This window comes from Enterobacter cloacae complex sp. 370H10 (genome assembly GCF_050031535.1).
In the GTDB taxonomy this organism is placed as follows: Bacteria; Pseudomonadota; Gammaproteobacteria; order Enterobacterales; family Enterobacteriaceae; genus Enterobacter; species Enterobacter intestinihominis.
Genome location: NZ_JBLGWG010000001.1, coordinates 3094876 through 3114866, shown reverse-complemented (window position 1 = coordinate 3114866; position 19991 = coordinate 3094876). Strand labels below are relative to the sequence as shown.

The window sequence follows — 19991 nt, the reverse complement described above, 5'->3', positions numbered from 1 at the left end:
TCGCTAAAGGCGTGAAACGGCGCTTTTCAGCCCGCCTCGCATAACCTGCGCATTCGACTGGTATCACGCCCCCGAAATCCCTATAATTGCCGCGTTTGACGCTCCGGCGTCGTCCTTCCTTACATCCAGGTTAATCAGGTCGCTAAATTTATGACTGATAAGTCTCATCAGTGCGTCATCATAGGCATCGCCGGCGCATCGGCTTCAGGTAAAAGTCTTATTGCCAGTACGCTTTATCGCGAACTGCGTGAACAAGTGGGTGATGAGCATATCGGTGTTATTCCCGAAGATAGCTATTACAAAGATCAATCCCATCTTTCGATGGAAGAGCGCGTAAAAACCAACTACGACCACCCCAGTGCGATGGATCACAGCCTGCTGTTCCAGCATCTGGAAGCGCTGAAGCGCGGCGAGGCGATTGAGCTGCCCGTCTACAGTTACGTGGAACATACCCGCACCCAGGAAACGATCCGCATTGAGCCCAAGAAGGTGATTATTCTTGAAGGGATTTTGCTGCTCACCGACGCCCGTCTGCGCGAATCAATGAACTTCTCGATTTTCGTCGATACCCCGCTGGATATCTGCCTGATGCGGCGTATTAAACGCGACGTTAACGAACGCGGTCGCTCCATGGACTCCGTGATGGCGCAGTATCAGAAAACCGTTCGCCCGATGTTCCTGCAATTTATTGAGCCTTCTAAACAATACGCCGATATTATTGTGCCTCGCGGCGGTAAAAACCGTATTGCCATTGATATCTTAAAAGCGAAAATCAGTCAGTTTTTTGAATAAGCCGTGTGAATTGTGTACCGTTCAGAGATAACCTGGTTTTGCCCTGACGCCGTAAGGATTCAGGGCGCGATGCACGAAAGGAGAAAGTGCCATGCGTCTTTGTGACCGCGATATAGAAGCCTGGCTGGATGAAGGCCGCCTGTCTATCACCCCGCGTCCGCCGGTTGAGCGTATTAACGGCGTGACCGTCGATGTACGTCTGGGGAATAAGTTCCGCACCTTCAGCGGCCACACGGCACCGTTTATCGACCTCAGCGGGCCGAAAGACGAAGTCAGTGCGGCGCTGGATCGCGTCATGAGTGACGAAATCGTCATCGAAGAAGGAGAGGCGTTTTATCTCCATCCTGGCGAACTGGCGCTGGCGGTGACCTTTGAATCGGTCACGCTGCCTGCGGATCTGGTCGGCTGGCTTGACGGACGCTCTTCTCTGGCGCGTCTGGGCCTGATGGTGCACGTCACCGCGCACCGTATCGATCCGGGCTGGTCTGGCCGTATCGTGCTGGAGTTCTTTAACGCCGGTAAACTGCCGCTGGCGCTTCGCCCGGGAATGATGATCGGTGCGTTGAGCTTCGAACCGCTGACCGGCCCGGCAGACCGTCCTTATAACCGCCGTCAGGACGCAAAATATCGCGACCAGCAGGGTGCGGTTGCCAGCCGTATCGATAAAGACTGATCTGTGAGTTCACTGAGGAAGCCATGAGAAGAGTTCTGACAACGCTGATGATTTTGCTGGTGGTGCTGGTGGCTGGCCTTTCAGCGTTGGTGCTGCTGGTTAACCCGAATGACTTCCGGGCCTATATGGTGCGGCAGGTTGAAGCGCGCAGCGGGTATGAACTCAAGCTGGACGGGCCGCTGCGCTGGCACGTCTGGCCGCAGCTCAGCATTCTCTCCGGACGTATGTCGCTCACCGCGCCGGGCGCCGCGCAGCCGCTTGTTACGGCGGATAACATGCGTCTTGATGTCGCGCTCATCCCGCTCTTATCCCATCAGCTCCAGGTTGAACAGGTGATGCTGAAAGGGGCGGTGATTCAACTTACGCCACAAACCGAAGCCGTTCGTCAGGCGAATGCTCCGGTCGCACCGCGTGAAAATACTTTGCCTGACGTTCCGTCTGACACCGGCTGGTCTTTCGATATTGGTAATCTGAAAGTTGCTGACAGCGTGCTGGTTTTCCAGCATGAGGATGACGAACAGATCACCGTCCGTAATATCAACCTCAAGATGGAGCAGGACGCCAACCATCACGCGACCATGGAGTTCTCCGGGCGGATCAACCGTAATCAGCGCGATCTCAACCTGTCGATGAATGCGAACGTGAACGCCTCTGACTACCCGCACCAGCTGACGGCGGACGTTCAGCAGGTCAACTGGCAGCTGACCGGCGCGGATTTACCCGCGAAGGGGATCGCCGGCCAGGGCACGATGCAGGCGGTGTGGCACGAAGAGCGCAAACAGCTCGAACTGAACGCGCTCAACCTCCAGGCCAACGACAGTTCCCTGAAGGGGCAGGCGAGCGTCACGCTTGATGAGAAACCCAAGTGGGTGTTGGATCTGCAATTCGACAAGCTGAACCTTGAGAACCTGCTCGCGGCCCAAACGGTGAATGCGACCGATGAGGGTGTCGCGCAGGTAGGGCAAAGCCAGGTCACGCAGTCGCGTCCGGTGATCTCCTCCAGTCTCGATCTGCCTGACTACAATGGTCTGCGCGGATTTACCGCCGACATTCTGCTTAAAGCGAACAGCGTGCGCTGGCGTGGGATTGATTTTACTGACGTCAACAGCCAGATGTTCAACCACAACGGCCTGCTGGTCATCTCTGAGCTCAGCGGAAAAATGGGGGCAGGAAATCTCTCCCTGCCGGGCACGCTGGACGTACGTAAAGACGTTGCCAGCGCCGCGTTCCAGCCGCGTCTGGAAAACGTTGAGATTGGCACCATCCTGAAAGCCTTTAATTACCCGATTTCCCTCACGGGGCAGCTGTCGCTGGCCGGGGATTTCTCCGGCACGAAGATTGATGCGGACGCCTTCCGTCGTAGCTGGAAGGGGCAGGCGCACGTTGAGCTAAAAGATTCGCGCATGGAAGGGCTGAACTTCCCGCAACTGGTGCAGCAGGCGGTAGAGCGCAGCAGCAGCGTGAAGGCGAATGAAAACTACGACAGCGCAACCCGTCTCGACAGCTTTACCAGCGAGCTTGCCCTCGACAACGGTCAGCTCTCGCTCGACGAGATGCAGGGAATCTCGTCCCTGCTGGCGCTGACCGGAAACGGCGCGCTGGATCTGGTGAAAGAGACGGTTGACACCCGCTTCAACGTCCGCGTGAAGGCCGGCTGGGAAGGGGAAGGCCAGCTTGTCGAGTTCCTGAAAGAGACGCCGATACCGCTGCGCGTGTACGGAAAATGGCAGGAACTGAATTACAGTTTGCAGGTCGATCAGATCCTGCGTAAGCACCTTCAGGATGAAGCGAAACGTCGGCTGAATGACTGGGCGGACCGCAATAAAGAGTCTCAGTCTGGTAAGGACGTGAAAAAGTTGCTCGATAAGCTCTGATGCCTGTTGTGCCGGGTGGCGGCTTCGCCTTACCCGGCCTACAAAAGCCAGACACCGTAGGCCGGGTAAGCGAAGCGCCACCCGGCTTTTTTACACCTCAAAATCCATCTCATCTTCACCGCGCAGCGGTATCAGCTGCACCTTCTGCACGCGATGGCTCTCTACCTGCAAGGTTTTGATCATGTAATTCCCCACCTGGACCTCTTCGCCCGGCTGCGGAATACGTTGCAGATATTCCATCAGCAAACCGGCGATGGTGTGGTATTCGCGCTTCTCGTCCAGCGGAAGCGGAACGAACTGCACCAGATCTTCGAGCGGCATATGGCCGTTGGCGGTCCAGCTGCCGTCTGCGTTTTTCTGAATATCGTGGCGTGCATCGATCTCATCCACCTCATTAGGCAGATTACCGGCGATGGTTTCCATCACGTCGCTGAGCGTCACCAGCCCTTCCACAGAACCAAACTCATCAACGACAAACGCGAAGTGAGTACGCGCGTTGCGGAACTGCTCCAGCGCGGAGAGCAGCGGCAGCGCTTCCGGGAAGACCAGCGGCTGGCGCACCAGCGCGCGCAGGTTGAGCGGCTCACCGTGAAGCTGCTGTTGCAGCAGGTCAATCACGTGTACCACGCCCAGCAGCTCTTCTTCCTCTTCTCCGCCGGTCACCACCACGCGGGTGTGCTGGTTTTTATCCAGAAGGGCACGGATCTGCTCTTCCGGTGCCGTCAGGTCAATATGCTCAATGTCGTGGCGGGAGGTCATGATACTGCTGACCGAGCGCTGGTTGAGGTTAAGCACGCGCTCTATCATCCGGCGTTCCTGCGGGTTGAAGATCTGCCCGTCGCTGTGGTCGGCTAGCATCGCAGCGGATTCAGCATCCAGCTCGGCATCCTCTTTTTTGCCGCTCAGCAGGCGCATCACCGTATCTGCGGTGCGCTGTCGTAATGTCTGGTTCGCGGAAAGAAAACGGCGGCGGTTGAAAATGGCCAGTTGGTTAAGAAACTCAATAAGCACCGAGAAACCAATGGCTGCGTACAGATATCCTTTCGGGATATGGAAGCCAAAACCATCCGCCACCAGGCTAAAGCCAATCATCAGCAGGAAGCTCAGACAGAGAATGACGATAGTCGGGTGACTGTTCACGAAGCGCGTCAGGGCTTTACTGGCGAGCACCATCAGGGTGATGGCAATGATCACGGCGGCCATCATCACCGCCAGATGGTCAACCATCCCGACGGCAGTAATCACGGAGTCGAGAGAAAAGACGGCATCCAGCACCACTATCTGCGCGACCACCGGCCAGAATTTAGCGCCGCGCCGCTGGGTGGGGTTTTCACTGTCTTTTCCTTCCAGCCGCTCATTAAGCTCAACCGTGGCTTTGAACAGCAGGAACAATCCGCCGAAAAGCATGATCAGGTCGCGGGCGCTAAAGCTCAGACCCTGCACGCTGAATAAGGGTTTGGTGAGCGTGACCAGCCATGATATTGAGGCCAGTAACAGCAGACGCATCACCATGGCGAGCAGAAGACCCGTCACGCGGGCGCGGTCGCGTTGTGAAGGGGGTAATTTATCGGCAAGGATGGCGATAAACACCAGGTTATCAATGCCGAGCACTAATTCGATGACGACCAGCGTCACCAGCCCGGCCCAGATTGATGGATCGGCAATCCATTCCATAGTAAATGCAATACCTTCTGTTATATGACTAATGTCACACTTCGATCATGGATAAAGCAGACGGAAATTGCAATGCCGGGGTGAGATTTCTCTTAATGCTACACTCAGGTAAAACCCATTTGCGGGGCTGTGTAAATAAGTTAAATGCGAAGATTTAATTACAAAAGACGATATTTAGGATATATCGCAATAAATGGTCTGGCGCTCTATTTTGTCAATATAAAGAAAATCCGAAAACCTCAAAACTTTGCTCTTAATATTAATCTTAAAAACGAATATTAGGACGGTTGTCTCCTTGCCTGCTATTAGGTTAGCTGCAACAATTCTTCCAGCATCAAATGTTAAATCTCCTTGTTGCTATTTTTGTTTCAGTCTTTGGTGAAGGTTATACATTATCAATCACCCGTTTAAGGTGGCGGATATATTTCTCAAAAGGCCTGATCCAAGAGGGTGTCTAACCATAACGCATTGTTTAGTCAGTGGATTGGTAACTGAAAGCCAAGGGCGGTAGCGTGCCTGAAAGCGTGTGAATCAGCCTCAATTATTCTGTCAATAGCCAATGGATGAATAAGCTTTTTTTAGGACTGATGCCAGTTATATTGCTAAATGATTAACTGCATTCTGATTGTCACCACGACCCGCGCTTATTTTAATTGCACAGGATAATTACTCTGCCAAAGTGATAAATAATCAATGATGAAATCCAAAATGAAATTGATGCCATTATTGGTGTCTGTGACCTTGATGAGTGGTTGCACGGTCTTTCCCGGCAGCAATATGTCAACAATGGGCAAGGATGTGATTAAACAGCAGGATGCTGATTTTGATCTCGACAAAATGGTGAATGTTTACCCATTAACCCCACGTCTGGTAGAACAATTACGCCCACGTCCGAATGTTGCTCAGCCAAATATGTCTCTGGACCAGGAAATTGCCTCTTACCAGTATCGCGTTGGTCCGGGTGACGTCATTAACGTGACCGTCTGGGATCACCCGGAACTGACCACACCTGCGGGCCAGTACCGTAGCTCAAGCGACACCGGTAACTGGGTACAGTCCGATGGCACCATGTTCTATCCCTACATTGGCAAAGTGCACGTCGCGGGCAAAACGCTTGCTGAGATCCGTAGTGATATTACCGGCCGCCTGGCGCAGTACATTGCTGACCCGCAGGTGGACGTTAATATCGCCGCGTTCCGATCCCAGAAAGCCTATATCTCAGGCCAGGTCAACAAATCCGGCCAGCAGGCTATCACTAACGTCCCGCTCACCGTTCTTGATGCGATCAATGCCGCAGGCGGCTTAACCGACGGTGCTGACTGGCGCAACGTGGTGCTGACCCACAACGGCAAAGAGCAGCGCATTTCGCTTCAGGCGCTGATGCAAAACGGTGACCTGACCCAGAACCGTCTCCTCTATCCGGGCGATATTCTTTACGTGCCGCGCAACGACGATCTGAAAGTGTTCGTGATGGGTGAAGTGAAGAAACAGAGCACCCTCAAGATGGACTTCAGCGGTATGACCCTGACCGAAGCCCTGGGCAACGCGGAAGGTATCGATCTGACCGCCTCCAACGCCAGCGGTATCTTTGTGATCCGTCCGATCAAAGGCGAAAACGCGAAAGGCAAGATTGCCAACATCTACCAGCTGGACATGTCCGACGCGACGTCGCTGGTCATGGCAACGTCGTTCCGTCTCCAGCCATACGATGTGGTCTATGTCACCACCGCGCCGGTTGCCCGCTGGAACCGTCTGATCAACCAGTTGCTGCCTACCATCAGTGGCGTTCGCTACATGACGGATACGGCGAGCGACATTCATACCTGGTAAGCCGCGATGTTTAACAAAATTCTGGTGGTGTGTGTGGGGAACATTTGCCGTTCCCCCACGGCTGAAAGGCTGTTGAAAAATTACCAGCCTGCGTTAACGGTCGACTCCGCAGGGCTGGGCGCGCTGGTCGGAAAAGGTGCCGACGAACGTGCCGCAAGCGTCGCCCTTGAGCATAACCTCTCACTCGACGGGCACGTTGCCCGTCAGGTCTCTGGCCGAATGTGCCGGGAATATGACCTGATCCTCGCGATGGAAAAACGCCACATTCACGCGCTGTGCGATATTGCACCGGAGATGCGCGGCAAGGTGATGCTGTTTGGTCACTGGGATGGTGAGCGCGAAATTCCCGATCCGTATCGCAAGAGCCGCGAGGCCTTTGAGGCGGTATACACCTTACTAGACCAGTCTGCCCGCCAGTGGGCGCAGGCACTGAAAGCTCAGCAGGGATAACAATGACAGAAAAAACAAGACCTTCTGCCGCCCCGACGTCGGGCAGTGATGAAATCGATATCGGTCGCCTGGTCGGGACCGTTATTGAAGCGAAATGGTGGGTGCTGGGTATAACCGCCATCTTTGCCGTGGCGGCGATCGTTTATACGCTGTTCGCGACGCCTATTTACAGCGCCGACGCGCTGGTGCAGATCGAACAAAATACCGGAAACTCGCTGGTTCAGGATATCGGCTCTGCGCTGGCCAACAAGCCGCCGGCATCGGAGGCTGAAATTCAGCTGATCCAGTCGCGCCTGGTATTGGGCAAAACGGTTCACGATCTGGGGCTGGATATCGCGGTCACCAAAAACACCTTCCCGGTGTTTGGCGCAGGCTGGGATCGCCTGATGGGGCGCAGTAACGATACGGTAAAAGTGACCGACTTCGTGATTCCAAAAGGGGCAGGGGACCAAACCTTTACCCTGACCGTGCTGGGACCAAAACAGTATCAGCTGACCAGCGACGCAGGCTTCAGCGCGCGCGGCGAAGTGGGGCAGATGCTGACCAAAGATGGCGTGAGCATCAGGGTTGGTGCCATCCAGGCGCACGAGGGCGGTGAGTTTACGGTCACCAAATTCTCGACGCTCGGAATGATCAACAATCTGCAAAACAACCTGACCGTTACCGAAAACGGAAAGGACACCGGCGTCCTGAGCATGACCTTCACCGGTGAAGACAAGGATCAAATCCGCGACATCCTGAACAGCATCACCCGTAACTACCTTGAGCAGAACGTTGAGCGCAAGTCAGCGGAAGCCGCTAAAAGCCTCGCGTTCCTCAGTAAACAGTTGCCGGAGGTGCGCGCCCGTCTGGATGACGCCGAGAACAAGCTGAACGCATACCGTCAGGATAAAGACTCCGTCGACCTGCCGCTGGAGGCGAAATCGGTTCTCGACTCCATGGTCAATATTGATGCGCAGCTAAACGAGCTGACCTTTAAAGAGGCGGAAATTTCCAAGCTCTATACCAAACGTCACCCGGCGTACCGCACGCTGCTCGAGAAACGTCGTACCCTGGAAGAAGAGAAGGCGAAGCTGAATGACCGCGTGACCGCGATGCCGAAGACGCAGCAGGAAATCGTACGCCTGACGCGTGATGTGGAATCCGGCCAGCAGGTTTACATGCAACTGCTGAACAAGCAGCAGGAGCTGAAAATCACCGAAGCCAGCACCGTGGGCGACGTGCGTATCGTTGACCCGGCGATTACCCAGCCGGGCGTGCTGAAGCCGAAGAAAGCGCTGATTATCCTCGGCAGCATTATTCTCGGCCTGATGCTCTCTATCGTCGGCGTGCTGCTGCGCTCGCTGTTCAACCGCGGTATCGAAAGCCCGCAGGTGCTGGAAGAGAACGGGATCAGCGTGTACGCCAGCATCCCGCTTTCGGAGTGGCAGAAGTCCCGTGACAGCGTCAAAACCGTTAAGGGCGTCAAGCGTTACAAACAGAGCCAGCTGCTGGCCGTGGGTAACCCGACCGACCTGGCGATTGAAGCGGTGCGTAGCCTGCGTACCAGCCTCCACTTCGCCATGATGCAGGCCAAAAACAACGTCCTGATGATGACCGGTGTCAGCCCGTCAATTGGTAAGACCTTCGTCTGTGCCAACCTGGCGGCGGTGGTGAGCCAGACCAACAAGCGCGTGCTGCTGATCGACTGCGACATGCGTAAGGGCTACACCCATGAGCTGCTGGGCACCAACAACGTTAACGGCCTGTCGGAAATCCTGCTGGGTAAAGGGGAGATCAGCGAGAGCGCCAAGCCGACCTCGATTCCGAAATTTGACCTGATCCCGCGTGGCCAGGTACCGCCGAACCCGTCTGAACTGCTGATGAGCGAGCGCTTCACGCAGCTGATCGAGTGGGCAAGCAAAAACTATGACCTGGTGCTGATCGATACCCCACCAATTCTGGCGGTCACCGACGCCGCCGTGGTAGGGCGTCATGCGGGCACCACGCTGATGGTTGCACGCTATGCGGTGAACACCCTGAAGGAAGTGGAAACCAGCCTGAGCCGCTTTGAGCAGAACGGTATTGAGGTGAAAGGGGTCATTCTGAACTCCATCTTCCGCCGTGCGACGGGTTATCAGGATTACGGCTACTACGAGTACGAATACAAGTCTGACTCTAAATAACAAAACACACCCCACACCCCTCACCCTAACCCTCTCCCCTGAGGGGAGAGGGGACTGCCTGGTGCGGTCTTTCACCCTCTCCCCTCCGGGGAGAGGGCCGGGGTGAGGGGCAGGAGGAATACATGAGCACACAACGCCCTTTGATTTCTATCTATATGCCGACATGGAATCGTCAGCAGCTGGCGATCCGCGCGATTAAATCGGTCCTGCGTCAGGATTACGATAACTGGGAACTGATTATCGTGGATGACTGTTCCTCCTCTTACGAACAGCTGCAAAAGTTTGTCGAAGACCTGAACGACCCGCGCGTGGTGTACACGCATAACGCCATCAACTCCGGGGCGTGCGCGGTGCGCAATCAGGCGATTATGCAGGCGAAAGGGCAGTATCTGACCGGTATCGACGATGATGACGAATGGACGCCAAACCGTCTGTCGATCTTCCTGTCGCACAAAGCGCAGCTGGTGACCCACGCGTTTCTGTATGCCAACGACTATGTCTGTCAGGGCGAGGTCTATTCGCAGCCGGCCAGCCTGCCGCTGTATCCGAAATCACCGTATTCCCGCCGCCTGTTCTACAAGCGCAACATCATTGGCAATCAGGTATTTACCTGGGCCTGGCGCTTTAAGGAGTGTCTGTTCGATACCGAGCTGAAGGCCGCACAGGATTACGACATTTTCCTGCGGATGGTGGTGGAGTACGGCGAGCCGTGGAAGGTGGAAGAGGCCACGCAGATCCTGCACATCAACCACGGGGAGATGCAGATCACCTCGTCACCGAAAAAATTCTCGGGCTACTTCCATTTTTACCGCAAGCACAAGGACAAGTTTGACCGTGCCAGTCGGAAGTATCAGCTCTTTACCCTGTATCAGATCCGTAACAAGCGCATGAACTGGCGCACGCTGCTGACGCTGCTGTCGGTGCGTAACGGCAAGCGTCTGGCTGACGGGCTTCGGGGGAAATAATGTTTCTGGAAGATTGCCGCGCTAACAGCTGGAGCCTGCGCCCGTGCTGCATGGTTCTGGCCTACCGTATTGCGCACTTTTGCTCGGTGTGGCGCAAAAAAAATGTGCTGAACAATATCTGGGCCGCGCCGGTGCTGGTGCTGTACCGCATCATCACCGAATGCTTTTTTGGCTATGAAATTCAGGCCGCTGCCACCATTGGCCGCCGCTTTACCATTCATCACGGCTATGCGGTCGTCATCAACAAGTTCGTCGTCGCGGGTGATGATTTCACCATTCGCCACGGGGTGACAATCGGCAACCGTGGGCCAGACAGCCTGGCCTGCCCGGTGATTGGCAATAACGTCGAGCTGGGCGCCAACGTGGTGATGATCGGGGAGATTACCGTGGGCAATAACGTGACGGTTGGCGCAGGTAGCGTAGTGCTGGACAGCATTCCGGACAATGCGCTGGTGGTGGGCGAGAAAGCCCGCGTGAAGGTGATTAAATGAACATTCTGCAATTTAACGTACGCCTCGCAGAGGGCGGGGCGGCAGGCGTAGCGCTGGATCTGCACCAGCGCGCGCTGCAAAAAGGATTACAGTCGCGCTTTGTTTACGGTTACGGCAAGGGCGGCAAGAAAAGCGTCAGCCATGATAACTATCCGCAGGTGCTGAAGCAGACGCCACGTCTGACCTCCATCGCCAATATTGCGCTGTTCCGCCTGTTTAACCGCGACCTGTTCGGCAACCTGAATAATCTCTACCGCACCGTCACCCGCACCCGCGGGCCGGTTGTGCTGCACTTCCACGTGCTACACAGCTACTGGCTGAATCTGGAAGAGGTGGTAGCGTTTTGTGGCAAAGTGAAGGCGCACAAGCCGGACACCCGTTTCGTCTGGACGCTACACGACCACTGGAGCGTGACCGGACGCTGCGCCTTTACCGACGGCTGCGAAGGCTGGAAAGATAACTGCCAGAAATGCCCTACGCTCAGTAACTATCCGCCGGTGAAGGTCGATCGCGCGCATCAGCTGGTTGAGGGCAAGCGTCAGCTGTTCCGCGACATGCTCTCGCTCGGCTGCACCTTTATCTCTCCAAGCCAGCACGTGGCAGATGCTTTTAATAGCCTGTACGGAGCAGGGCGCTGCCAGATTATCAACAACGGTATTGATGTGGCGACGGAAGAGATCCTGGCCGAACTGACGCCCGTAGCCATTACCACGGGCAAGCCGAAAATCGCTGTCGTCGCCCATGACCTGCGCTACGACGGCAAAACCAACCAACAGCTGGTGCGCGACATGATGGCGCTCGGCGACAAAATTGAACTGCATACTTTCGGCAAATTCTCGCCGTTCGAAGGCGCTAACGTGGTGAATCACGGGTTTGAAACCGACAAGCGCAAATTGATGAGCGCGCTCAACGGTATGGACGCGCTGGTGTTCAGCTCCCGCGTGGACAACTACCCGCTGATCCTGTGCGAAGCGCTCTCCATTGGCGTGCCGGTCATTGCCACCCACAGCGACGCGGCGCGCGAAGTGCTGGAGAAATCGGGCGGTAAAACCTTCAGTGAGAACGAGGTGCTGCCGCTGGTGCAGCTGTCGAAGGCCGATATCGCGCAGGCTGTTTTTGGCACGGACCTGGAATCGTTCCGCAACCGCAGCCGTAAAGCGTACAGTGGACAACAGATGCTGGAGGAGTATGTCTCGTTCTATCAGAATCTGTAGTTATCTGCTGCTGCCGCTGATCTACCTGCTGGTCAACGTCAAGATTGCCCAGCTCGGTGAAAGCTTCCCAATCACCATCGTCACCTTCCTGCCGGTTCTGCTGTTGCTATACGTTGATAAGCTTAACCTCAAAAAGCTGATGATTGCGCTGGGGATCGGGTTTGGTCTGACGGCGTTTAACTACATCTTTGGTCAGTCGCTGGACGCCAGCAAATATGTCACCTCCACCATGCTGTTTGTTTATATCGTTATCATTATTGGCATGGTGTGGAGTATTCGTTTTAAAACTATCTCTCCGCACAATTATAGGAAAATCCTCAGGTTCTTTTATATTGTCGTCGGGCTGATTGTTATGCTTGCGGCATTGGAGATGGCGCAAATTATTCTCACAGGCGGCAGTAGCCTGATGGAAATAATTTCGAAATATCTTATATACAGTAACAGCTATGTACTGAACTTCATTAAGTTTGGTGGCAAGCGTACCACTGCGCTCTATTTTGAACCGGCGTTTTTTGCTCTGGCATTAATCTCAATTTGGCTCAGCATCAAACAGTTCGGTATCAAAACCCCCAAGACCGATGCTATGATTCTTGCAGGAATCGTTCTGTCAGGGTCGTTCTCAGGGGTAATGACGTTTATTCTGTTTTACCTGCTGGAGTGGGCGTTCCAGTACCTAAACAAAGAGGCGATTAAGAAAAAACTGCCGCTGGCGATCATTTCTCTGACGGTATTTTTAGTGGGCGTAATATTCGCATTTCCGTACATTTCTGAACGTCTGGGTGATTTGGGAACGGAAGGTTCGTCGTCCTATTATCGCATCATTGGTCCACTGGTGATGGTGGGTTATTCCTTAACCCATATTGATGGCGTAGTAAGATTCGGCTCACTTTACGAATATGTTGCATCATTCGGAATCTTTAACGGTGCGGATGTCGGTAAAACCATAGACAATGGTCTGTATCTGTTAATTATCTATTTTTCCTGGTTCGCCGTACTGTTGACACTGTGGTATCTGTTTAAAGTTTTCAAAATGATGATTAACGCGTTTGGTGATAACCAGAACTTTCGCGTGCAACTTTATCTGTTCACACCGGTGTCGTTGTTTTTTACCGGGTCAATATTTAGCCCGGAATATGCATTCTTAATTGTATGTCCGTTTATTTTGCGCAAAGCGTTGAATATTACGAGCGTATGACGAAATGAGGTGATTTATGTTTCTTAGCGTCATTACTGTCGCCTTTCGTAACCACGAAGGGGTGGTAAAAACCTGGCGCTCGCTGCGCAACCTGGCGCGCGATCCGAGCCTCACCTTTGAGTGGATCGTGGTCGATGGCGGCTCGAACGACGGCACGGCGGAGTTCCTGGAAAAACTTAACGGTGAGTTCAACTTACGTTACATCAGCGAGAAAGATAAAGGCATTTATGATGCCATGAATAAAGGCATCAACATGGCGCAGGGGCGCTACGCCATCTTCCTCAATTCCGGCGACGTGTTCCATGAAGATGTGGCGCTGTTTGCACGCCAGCTGGCGCACCAGAAAGAAGATGCCATGTTTATCGGTGATGCGCTGCTTGATTTCGGCGAGGGGAAAAAAGTGCTGCGCGGCGCGAAACCAGGCTGGTATATCTACCACAGCCTGCCGGCAAGCCATCAGGCTATTTTCTTCCCGATGAGTGGCCTGAAAAAGCAGCCTTACGATTTGCAATATAAAGTGTCATCAGATTATGCCCTGGCCGCCAGCCTGTACAAATCTGGCTACCCGTTCCGTCGAATTAAAGGACTGGTATCCGAATTTTCAATGGGCGGCGTGTCAACCTCGAATAATCTGGAATTGTGCCAGGATGCCAAAAACGTGCAGCGTAAAATATTACGCGTACCGGGGTTCTGGGCGGAATTATCTTATTTCTTACGTCTGAAAACGACGGGTAAAGCGAAAGCCTTATATAACAAAGCCTGAGATATAAGGAAACGTAATGCAGGAATTAAATGGATTCTCCGTGCCGAAAGGTTTTCGGGGCGGGAGCGGTATTAAAGTTCAACTGTGGTGGGCTGTACAGGCAACGTTATTTGCCTGGTCGCCGCAAATACTGTACCGCTGGCGCGCATTTTTACTGCGTCTGTTTGGCGCAAAAATAGGAAAAAACGTAGTCATTCGTCCTTCGGTGAAAATTACTTATCCCTGGAAATTAACGCTTGGGGATTACGCCTGGGTAGGGGATGACGCGGTGTTATATACCCTTGGCGAGATTACGATTGGCGCAAATTCGGTGGTTTCACAGAAGTGTTATTTGTGCACCGGCAGCCACGATTTTATGAGCCCGCATTTTGATATTACCGCTTCGCCTGTTGTGGTCGGTGAAAAATGCTGGCTGGCAACAGACGTCTTTGTTGCACCCGGTGTTTCTGTTGGCGATGGCACGGTAGTCGGTGCCCGCAGCAGCGTTTTTAAATCGCTACCGGCAAATAAAATTTGCCGTGGCAACCCCGCAGTGGTGATACGCGAACGCGTTGAAACTGATTAAATTCATAAGTAGAGGAATATAAACATGTCTAAAGTCGCTCTCATCACCGGCGTTACCGGGCAGGATGGTTCTTACCTGGCAGAGTTACTGCTGGAAAAAGGGTATGAAGTACACGGTATTAAACGTCGTGCGTCTTCATTTAACACCGAACGTGTCGATCATATTTATCAGGATCCTCACGCGGCGAACCCGAAATTCCACCTGCACTACGGCGACCTGACCGATACCTCCAACCTGACCCGCATCCTGCAGGAAGTACAGCCGGATGAAGTCTACAACCTGGGCGCGATGAGCCACGTTGCGGTTTCCTTCGAATCCCCGGAATACACCGCTGACGTGGACGCCATGGGTACGCTGCGTCTGCTGGAAGCGATTCGCTTCCTGGGTCTTGAGAAGAAAACCCGTTTCTATCAGGCATCTACCTCTGAGCTGTATGGTCTGGTGCAGGAAATTCCACAGAAAGAGACTACGCCGTTCTACCCACGTTCTCCGTACGCGGTAGCGAAACTGTACGCTTACTGGATCACTGTGAACTACCGTGAATCCTACGGCATGTACGCCTGTAACGGCATTCTGTTCAACCACGAATCCCCACGTCGTGGCGAAACCTTCGTGACCCGTAAAATCACCCGCGCTATCGCCAACATCGCTCAGGGTCTGGAATCCTGCCTGCACCTCGGCAACATGGACTCCCTGCGTGACTGGGGCCATGCGAAAGACTACGTGAAAATGCAGTGGATGATGCTGCAGCAGGAACAGCCAGAAGACTTCGTGATCGCGACCGGCGTGCAGTACTCCGTACGTCAGTTCGTTGAGATGGCTGCGGCACAGCTGGGCATCAAGCTGCGCTTCGAAGGCACTGGCGTGGAAGAGAAGGGTATCGTTGTTTCCGTGACCGGCCACGACGCACCGGGCGTGAAGCCAGGCGACGTGATTGTTCAGGTGGATCCGCGTTACTTCCGTCCTGCTGAAGTGGAAACCCTGCTGGGCGACCCAACCAAAGCGCACGAGAAGCTGGGCTGGAAACCAGAAACCACCCTGCAAGAAATGGTATCCGAGATGGTGGCCAAAGATCTTGAAGCAGCGAAAAAACACTCCCTGCTCAAGTCCCATGGCTACGAGGTTGCCATCGCGCTGGAGTCCTGAGAATGACAAAACAACGTATTTTTGTCGCCGGTCATCGCGGAATGGTGGGTTCCGCGATTGTCCGCCAGCTTGAACAGCGCGGCGACGTTGAGGTGATTGTTCGCACGCGTGACGAGCTGAACCTGCTTGACAGCAAAGCGGTGCAGGACTTCTTCGCCAGCGAACGTATCGACCAGGTGTATCTGGCGGCGGCGAAGGTGGGCGGTATTGTCGCTAACAACACCTACCCGGCGGATTTCATCTACGAGAACATGATGATTGAGAGCAACATCATTCACGCGGCGCATCTGCACAACGTGAACAAGCTGCTGTTCCTCGGTTCATCCTGTATCTACCCAAAAATGGCGAAACAGCCGATCGCCGAGAGCGAACTGTTGCAGGGCACGCTGGAAGCCACCAACGAGCCGTACGCGATTGCCAAAATTGCCGGGATAAAGCTGTGTGAATCGTACAACCGTCAGTATAACCGCGACTATCGCTCGGTGATGCCGACCAACCTGTACGGACCGCACGACAACTTCCACCCGAGCAATTCGCACGTGATCCCGGCGCTGCTGCGTCGTTTCCACGAGGCGACTGCCGAAAACGCCCCGGACGTGGTGGTGTGGGGCAGCGGCACGCCAATGCGCGAGTTCCTGCACGTGGACGATATGGCGGCAGCCAGCATTCACGTCATGGAGCTGGATCGCGAGGTGTGGCAGGAAAACACCGAGCCGATGCTGTCGCACATTAACGTCGGGACCGGCGTGGACTGCACCATTCGCGAGCTGGCGCAGACCATCGCGCAGGTGGTGGGCTACAAAGGACGCGTGGTGTTTGATGCCACCAAACCGGACGGCACGCCGCGCAAGCTGCTGGACGTGACCCGTCTGCATCAGCTTGGCTGGTATCACGAGGTCTCACTGGAGCAGGGGCTGGCCAGCACCTACCAGTGGTTCCTGGAAAACCAGCACCGCTTCCGGGGGTAATGATGTTTTTAAGTCAGGAAGATTTTGCCACGGTGGTGCGTTCCACTCCGCTCATCTCAATTGATTTGATCGTGGAGAACGAACGCGGCGAGTTCTTGCTGGGGAAACGAACCAATCGTCCTGCACAGGGCTTCTGGTTCGTGCCCGGCGGGCGCGTGCAGAAGGATGAGACGCTAAGCGATGCGTTTGAGCGTCTCACTCTGGCGGAACTGGGCCTGCAACTGCCGATGGCAGCGGGCCAGTTTTACGGGGTCTGGCAGCACTTCTATGACGATAACTTTTCGGGCACCGGGTTCACCACGCACTATGTCGTGCTGGGGTTCCGCCTGAAGGTGAGTGAGGCAGACCTGCGTCTGCCTGATTCTCAGCATGACGATTACCGCTGGTTAACGCCAGAGGCGCTGCTGGCAAGCGACAACGTCCATGACAACAGTCGGGCGTACTTCCTTGCGGAACGTCAGGCCGAGGTGCCAGGCCTATGAAAATCCTCGTCTACGGAATTAACTACTCGCCGGAGCTTACCGGTATCGGGAAATACACCGGCGAGATGGTCGAGTGGATGGCGAGCCAGGGACATGACGTGCGGGTGATTACCGCCCCGCCGTATTACCCGGAGTGGAAGGTAGGCGAACGCTATTCCAGCTGGCGCTACCGCCGCGAAGAGGGGGCTGCGACCGTCTGGCGCTGCCCGCTCTACGTGCCGAAACAGCCCTCGACGCTGAAACGTTTAATTCATCTGGGCAGCTTTGCCCTGAGCAGTTTTTTCCCGCTGATGGCGCAACGTCGCTGGAAGCCGGATCGCATCATCGGCGTGGTGCCGACGCTGTTCTGCACGCCAGGCATGCGCCTGCTGGGCAAACTCTCCGGCGCGCGCACCCTGCTGCACATTCAGGATTATGAAGTGGACGCCATGCTCGGACTGGGGATGGCCGGGAAAGGCAAGGGCGGCAAGGTGGCGAAGCTCGCCAGCGCCTTTGAGCGCAGCGGCCTGCACAACGTGGATTACGTCTCGACCATTTCGCGCTCAATGATGAATAAGGCGCAGGAGAAGGGTGTCCCGGCGGAGAAGGTGATCTTCTTTCCGAACTGGTCCGAAGTGGCGCGTTTCCGCGATGTGACAGACCAGGATGCGCAGGCGTTACGCGCGCAGCTCGGTTTGCCTGAAGATCAAAAAATCATTCTTTACTCAGGCAACATCGGCGAAAAACAGGGGCTGGAGAGCGTGATTGACGCCGCGCTTCAGCTGAGCGAACACCCGTGGATGTTCGTGATAGTCGGGCAGGGCGGGGGTAAAGCGCGGCTGGAAAAAATGGCCAGCGAGCGCGGACTGACCAACATCCGCTTCTTCCCGCTTCAGTCTTATGACGCGCTGCCCGCGCTGCTGAAAATGGCGGATTGCCATCTGGTGGTGCAAAAACGCGGCGCGGCGGATGCGGTGCTGCCGTCCAAGCTGACCAACATTCTGGCAGTGGGCGGAAATGCGGTGATTACGGCAGAAGCCGCAACAGAATTAGGCCAGCTGTGCAACAGCTACCCGGGCATTGCCGTTTGCGTAGAGCCAGAATCGGTTCCTGCGCTGGTGACCGGAATTGAGCAGGCACTCGCCATGCCAAAAGAGAACACGGTGGCACGTGAATATGCCGAACGCACGCTCGAGAAAGAGAACGTGCTGAGCCAATTTATTGCAGATATACGGGGATAAATCATGAGTCAAACCACTTTGTATCCGGTCGTAATGGCGGGTGGATCCGGGAGCCGGTTGTGGCCACTGTCCCGCGTGCTTTATCCAAAACAATTTCTGTGCCTGAAGGGCGACCTCACCATGCTGCAAACGACGGTTAACCGTCTGCACGGCGTGGAGTGTGAAAGCCCGGTGGTGATCTGTAACGAGCAGCACCGCTTTATCGTTGCCGAGCAGCTGCGCCAGCTGAATAAACTGACCGAAAATATCATTCTGGAGCCTGCCGGACGCAACACCGCGCCTGCTATTGCTCTTGCGGCGCTGGCGGCAAAACGCAGCAGCCCGGACTGCGACCCGCTGATGCTGGTGCTGGCGGCTGACCACGTTATTCAGCAGGAAGACGCCTTCCGCGACGCGGTTCGCGCGGCGATTCCTTACGCTGAGAACGGCAAGCTGGTGACCTTCGGCATCGTGCCGGATCTTCCGGAAACCGGCTATGGCTACATTCGCCGCGGCAGCGTTACGCCTGGTGAAGGCGACAGCGTGGCCTTTGATGTGGCGCAGTTTGTCGAAAAACCGAATCTGGAAACCGCCCAGGCCTACGTGGCCAGCGGTGAATACTACTGGAACAGCGGTATGTTCCTGTTCCGCGCCGGTCGCTATCTGGAAGAGCTGGAAAAATATCGCCCGGATATCTTAAATGCCTGCGAAAAAGCGATGGCGGTGGTGGATCCGGATCTCGATTTTATCCGCGTGGACGAAGAAGCCTTCCTCGCCTGTCCGGAAGAGTCCATTGACTATGCGGTGATGGAACGTACGGCAGATGCGGTAGTGGTGCCGATGGATGCGGGCTGGAGCGACGTTGGCTCCTGGTCGTCACTGTGGGAGATTAGCGCGCATACCCCGGAGGGTAACGTCCATCACGGTGATGTGATCAGCCACAAAACGGAAAACAGCTACGTCTACGCCGAATCTGGCCTTGTCACCACGGTAGGGGTGAAAGATCTGGTGGTCGTGCAGACCAAAGACGCGGTGCTGATTGCCGACCGTAATGCCGTGCAGGACGTTAAAAAAGTGGTGGAGAAGATCAAGGCCGATGGCCGCCACGAACACCATATTCACCGCGAAGTCTACCGCCCGTGGGGCAAATATGACTCCATCGACGCTGGCGAGCGTTACCAGGTGAAACGCATCACCGTGAAGCCGGGTGAAGGGCTGTCGGTGCAGATGCACCATCACCGCGCCGAACACTGGGTAGTGGTGGCGGGAACCGCCAAAGTGACCATCAACGGTGAAGTGAAGCTGCTCGGTGAAAACGAGTCCATTTATATTCCGCTGGGTGCCACGCACTGCCTGGAAAACCCGGGGAAAATTCCACTCGACTTAATTGAGGTGCGTTCCGGTTCGTATCTGGAAGAGGACGATATCGTGCGCTTCCAGGACCGCTACGGGCGGGTGTAGCGCCGTCTTAACGCCGGATGGCGCTTCGCTTATCCGGCCTACGAATGAATAAAAAACAATTAAGCCTGTTAACGGGCGGGCCAA

At 55.0% G+C, this 19991-nt stretch carries 18 protein-coding genes; 17 read left to right on the top strand and 1 reads right to left on the bottom strand.

Features of this window, described 5'->3' with window-relative positions; translation table 11 throughout:
* The first annotated feature begins 150 nt into the window (after window positions 1-150).
* From udk to asmA, 3 genes are all read left to right on the top strand, one after another.
* Window positions 151-792: a uridine kinase gene (gene udk / locus ACQG2Q_RS15455; protein ID WP_000130320.1), complete on the top strand. Its 642-nt coding sequence runs from the start codon at window positions 151-153 to the stop codon at window positions 790-792.
* Window positions 793-883: 91 nt separating this feature from the next.
* Window positions 884-1465, top strand: a complete 582-nt coding sequence (dcd, locus tag ACQG2Q_RS15450; protein WP_006811250.1) for a dCTP deaminase — start codon at window positions 884-886, stop codon at window positions 1463-1465.
* Window positions 1466-1488: 23 nt separating this feature from the next.
* Complete coding sequence (gene asmA / locus ACQG2Q_RS15445; protein WP_426759232.1) at window positions 1489-3339, top strand: outer membrane assembly protein AsmA; 1851 nt, start codon at window positions 1489-1491, stop codon at window positions 3337-3339.
* A 90-nt stretch (window positions 3340-3429) separates the two neighbouring features.
* Here the strand turns inward: asmA and ACQG2Q_RS15440 are convergent, their stop codons facing one another.
* On the bottom strand, window positions 3430-5013 hold the full coding sequence (locus ACQG2Q_RS15440; protein ID WP_023306574.1) for a TerC family protein: 1584 nt from the start codon (window positions 5011-5013) through the stop codon (window positions 3430-3432).
* 693 nt (window positions 5014-5706) lie between these two features.
* Between ACQG2Q_RS15440 and ACQG2Q_RS15435 the strand changes: the two genes are divergently transcribed.
* The 14 genes from ACQG2Q_RS15435 (at window position 5707) to cpsB (ending at window position 19907) form a co-directional block, all read left to right on the top strand.
* Window positions 5707-6843, top strand: coding sequence for a polysaccharide export protein (locus ACQG2Q_RS15435; protein ID WP_022648641.1), 1137 nt, complete (start codon window positions 5707-5709; stop codon window positions 6841-6843).
* A 6-nt stretch (window positions 6844-6849) separates the two neighbouring features.
* Window positions 6850-7293 carry a low molecular weight protein-tyrosine-phosphatase Wzb gene (gene wzb, locus ACQG2Q_RS15430; protein WP_003862078.1) on the top strand — a complete coding sequence of 148 codons (444 nt, stop codon included), beginning with the start codon at window positions 6850-6852 and terminating at the stop codon, window positions 7291-7293.
* A 2-nt stretch (window positions 7294-7295) separates the two neighbouring features.
* The gene (gene wzc, locus ACQG2Q_RS15425; RefSeq protein WP_022648640.1) at window positions 7296-9458 is read left to right on the top strand and encodes a tyrosine-protein kinase Wzc; all 2163 of its coding nucleotides are present in this window, start codon (window positions 7296-7298) and stop codon (window positions 9456-9458) included.
* Between the two features lie 122 nt (window positions 9459-9580).
* Window positions 9581-10423: a colanic acid biosynthesis glycosyltransferase WcaA gene (gene wcaA / locus ACQG2Q_RS15420; protein WP_006811246.1), complete on the top strand. Its 843-nt coding sequence runs from the start codon at window positions 9581-9583 to the stop codon at window positions 10421-10423.
* Entirely contained in the window at window positions 10423-10914 is a 492-nt protein-coding gene (gene wcaB, locus ACQG2Q_RS15415) for a colanic acid biosynthesis acetyltransferase WcaB (RefSeq protein WP_023300548.1), read from the top strand. Before wcaA ends, wcaB begins: the two co-directional genes overlap by 1 nt.
* On the top strand, window positions 10911-12128 hold the full coding sequence (wcaC, locus tag ACQG2Q_RS15410) for a colanic acid biosynthesis glycosyltransferase WcaC (RefSeq protein ID WP_023300547.1): 1218 nt from the start codon (window positions 10911-10913) through the stop codon (window positions 12126-12128). Before wcaB ends, wcaC begins: the two co-directional genes overlap by 4 nt.
* Window positions 12103-13323, top strand: a complete 1221-nt coding sequence (gene wcaD / locus ACQG2Q_RS15405) for a colanic acid polymerase WcaD (RefSeq protein WP_022648637.1) — start codon at window positions 12103-12105, stop codon at window positions 13321-13323. The genes wcaC and wcaD overlap by 26 nt, the downstream gene beginning before the upstream one ends.
* 16 nt (window positions 13324-13339) lie before the next feature.
* Window positions 13340-14086: a colanic acid biosynthesis glycosyltransferase WcaE gene (wcaE, locus tag ACQG2Q_RS15400; protein WP_426759231.1), complete on the top strand. Its 747-nt coding sequence runs from the start codon at window positions 13340-13342 to the stop codon at window positions 14084-14086.
* A 16-nt stretch (window positions 14087-14102) separates the two neighbouring features.
* Entirely contained in the window at window positions 14103-14651 is a 549-nt protein-coding gene (gene wcaF / locus ACQG2Q_RS15395) for a colanic acid biosynthesis acetyltransferase WcaF (protein WP_426759230.1), read from the top strand.
* Window positions 14652-14675: 24 nt separating this feature from the next.
* A complete protein-coding gene (gmd, locus tag ACQG2Q_RS15390; RefSeq protein WP_003863514.1) occupies window positions 14676-15797 on the top strand; it encodes a GDP-mannose 4,6-dehydratase in 1122 nt (373 codons plus the stop codon).
* 2 nt (window positions 15798-15799) lie between these two features.
* The gene (gene fcl / locus ACQG2Q_RS15385) at window positions 15800-16765 is read left to right on the top strand and encodes a GDP-L-fucose synthase (RefSeq protein WP_015572377.1); all 966 of its coding nucleotides are present in this window, start codon (window positions 15800-15802) and stop codon (window positions 16763-16765) included.
* A 2-nt stretch (window positions 16766-16767) separates the two neighbouring features.
* Window positions 16768-17247 (top strand): GDP-mannose mannosyl hydrolase, encoded by a 480-nt coding sequence (locus ACQG2Q_RS15380; protein ID WP_072201098.1) that lies wholly within the window; start codon window positions 16768-16770, stop codon window positions 17245-17247.
* Entirely contained in the window at window positions 17244-18467 is a 1224-nt protein-coding gene (gene wcaI, locus ACQG2Q_RS15375; RefSeq protein ID WP_022648633.1) for a colanic acid biosynthesis fucosyltransferase WcaI, read from the top strand. Before ACQG2Q_RS15380 ends, wcaI begins: the two co-directional genes overlap by 4 nt.
* A 3-nt stretch (window positions 18468-18470) precedes the next feature.
* Window positions 18471-19907, top strand: a complete 1437-nt coding sequence (gene cpsB, locus ACQG2Q_RS15370) for a mannose-1-phosphate guanyltransferase (protein ID WP_023300545.1) — start codon at window positions 18471-18473, stop codon at window positions 19905-19907.
* Window positions 19908-19991 lie beyond the last annotated feature (84 nt).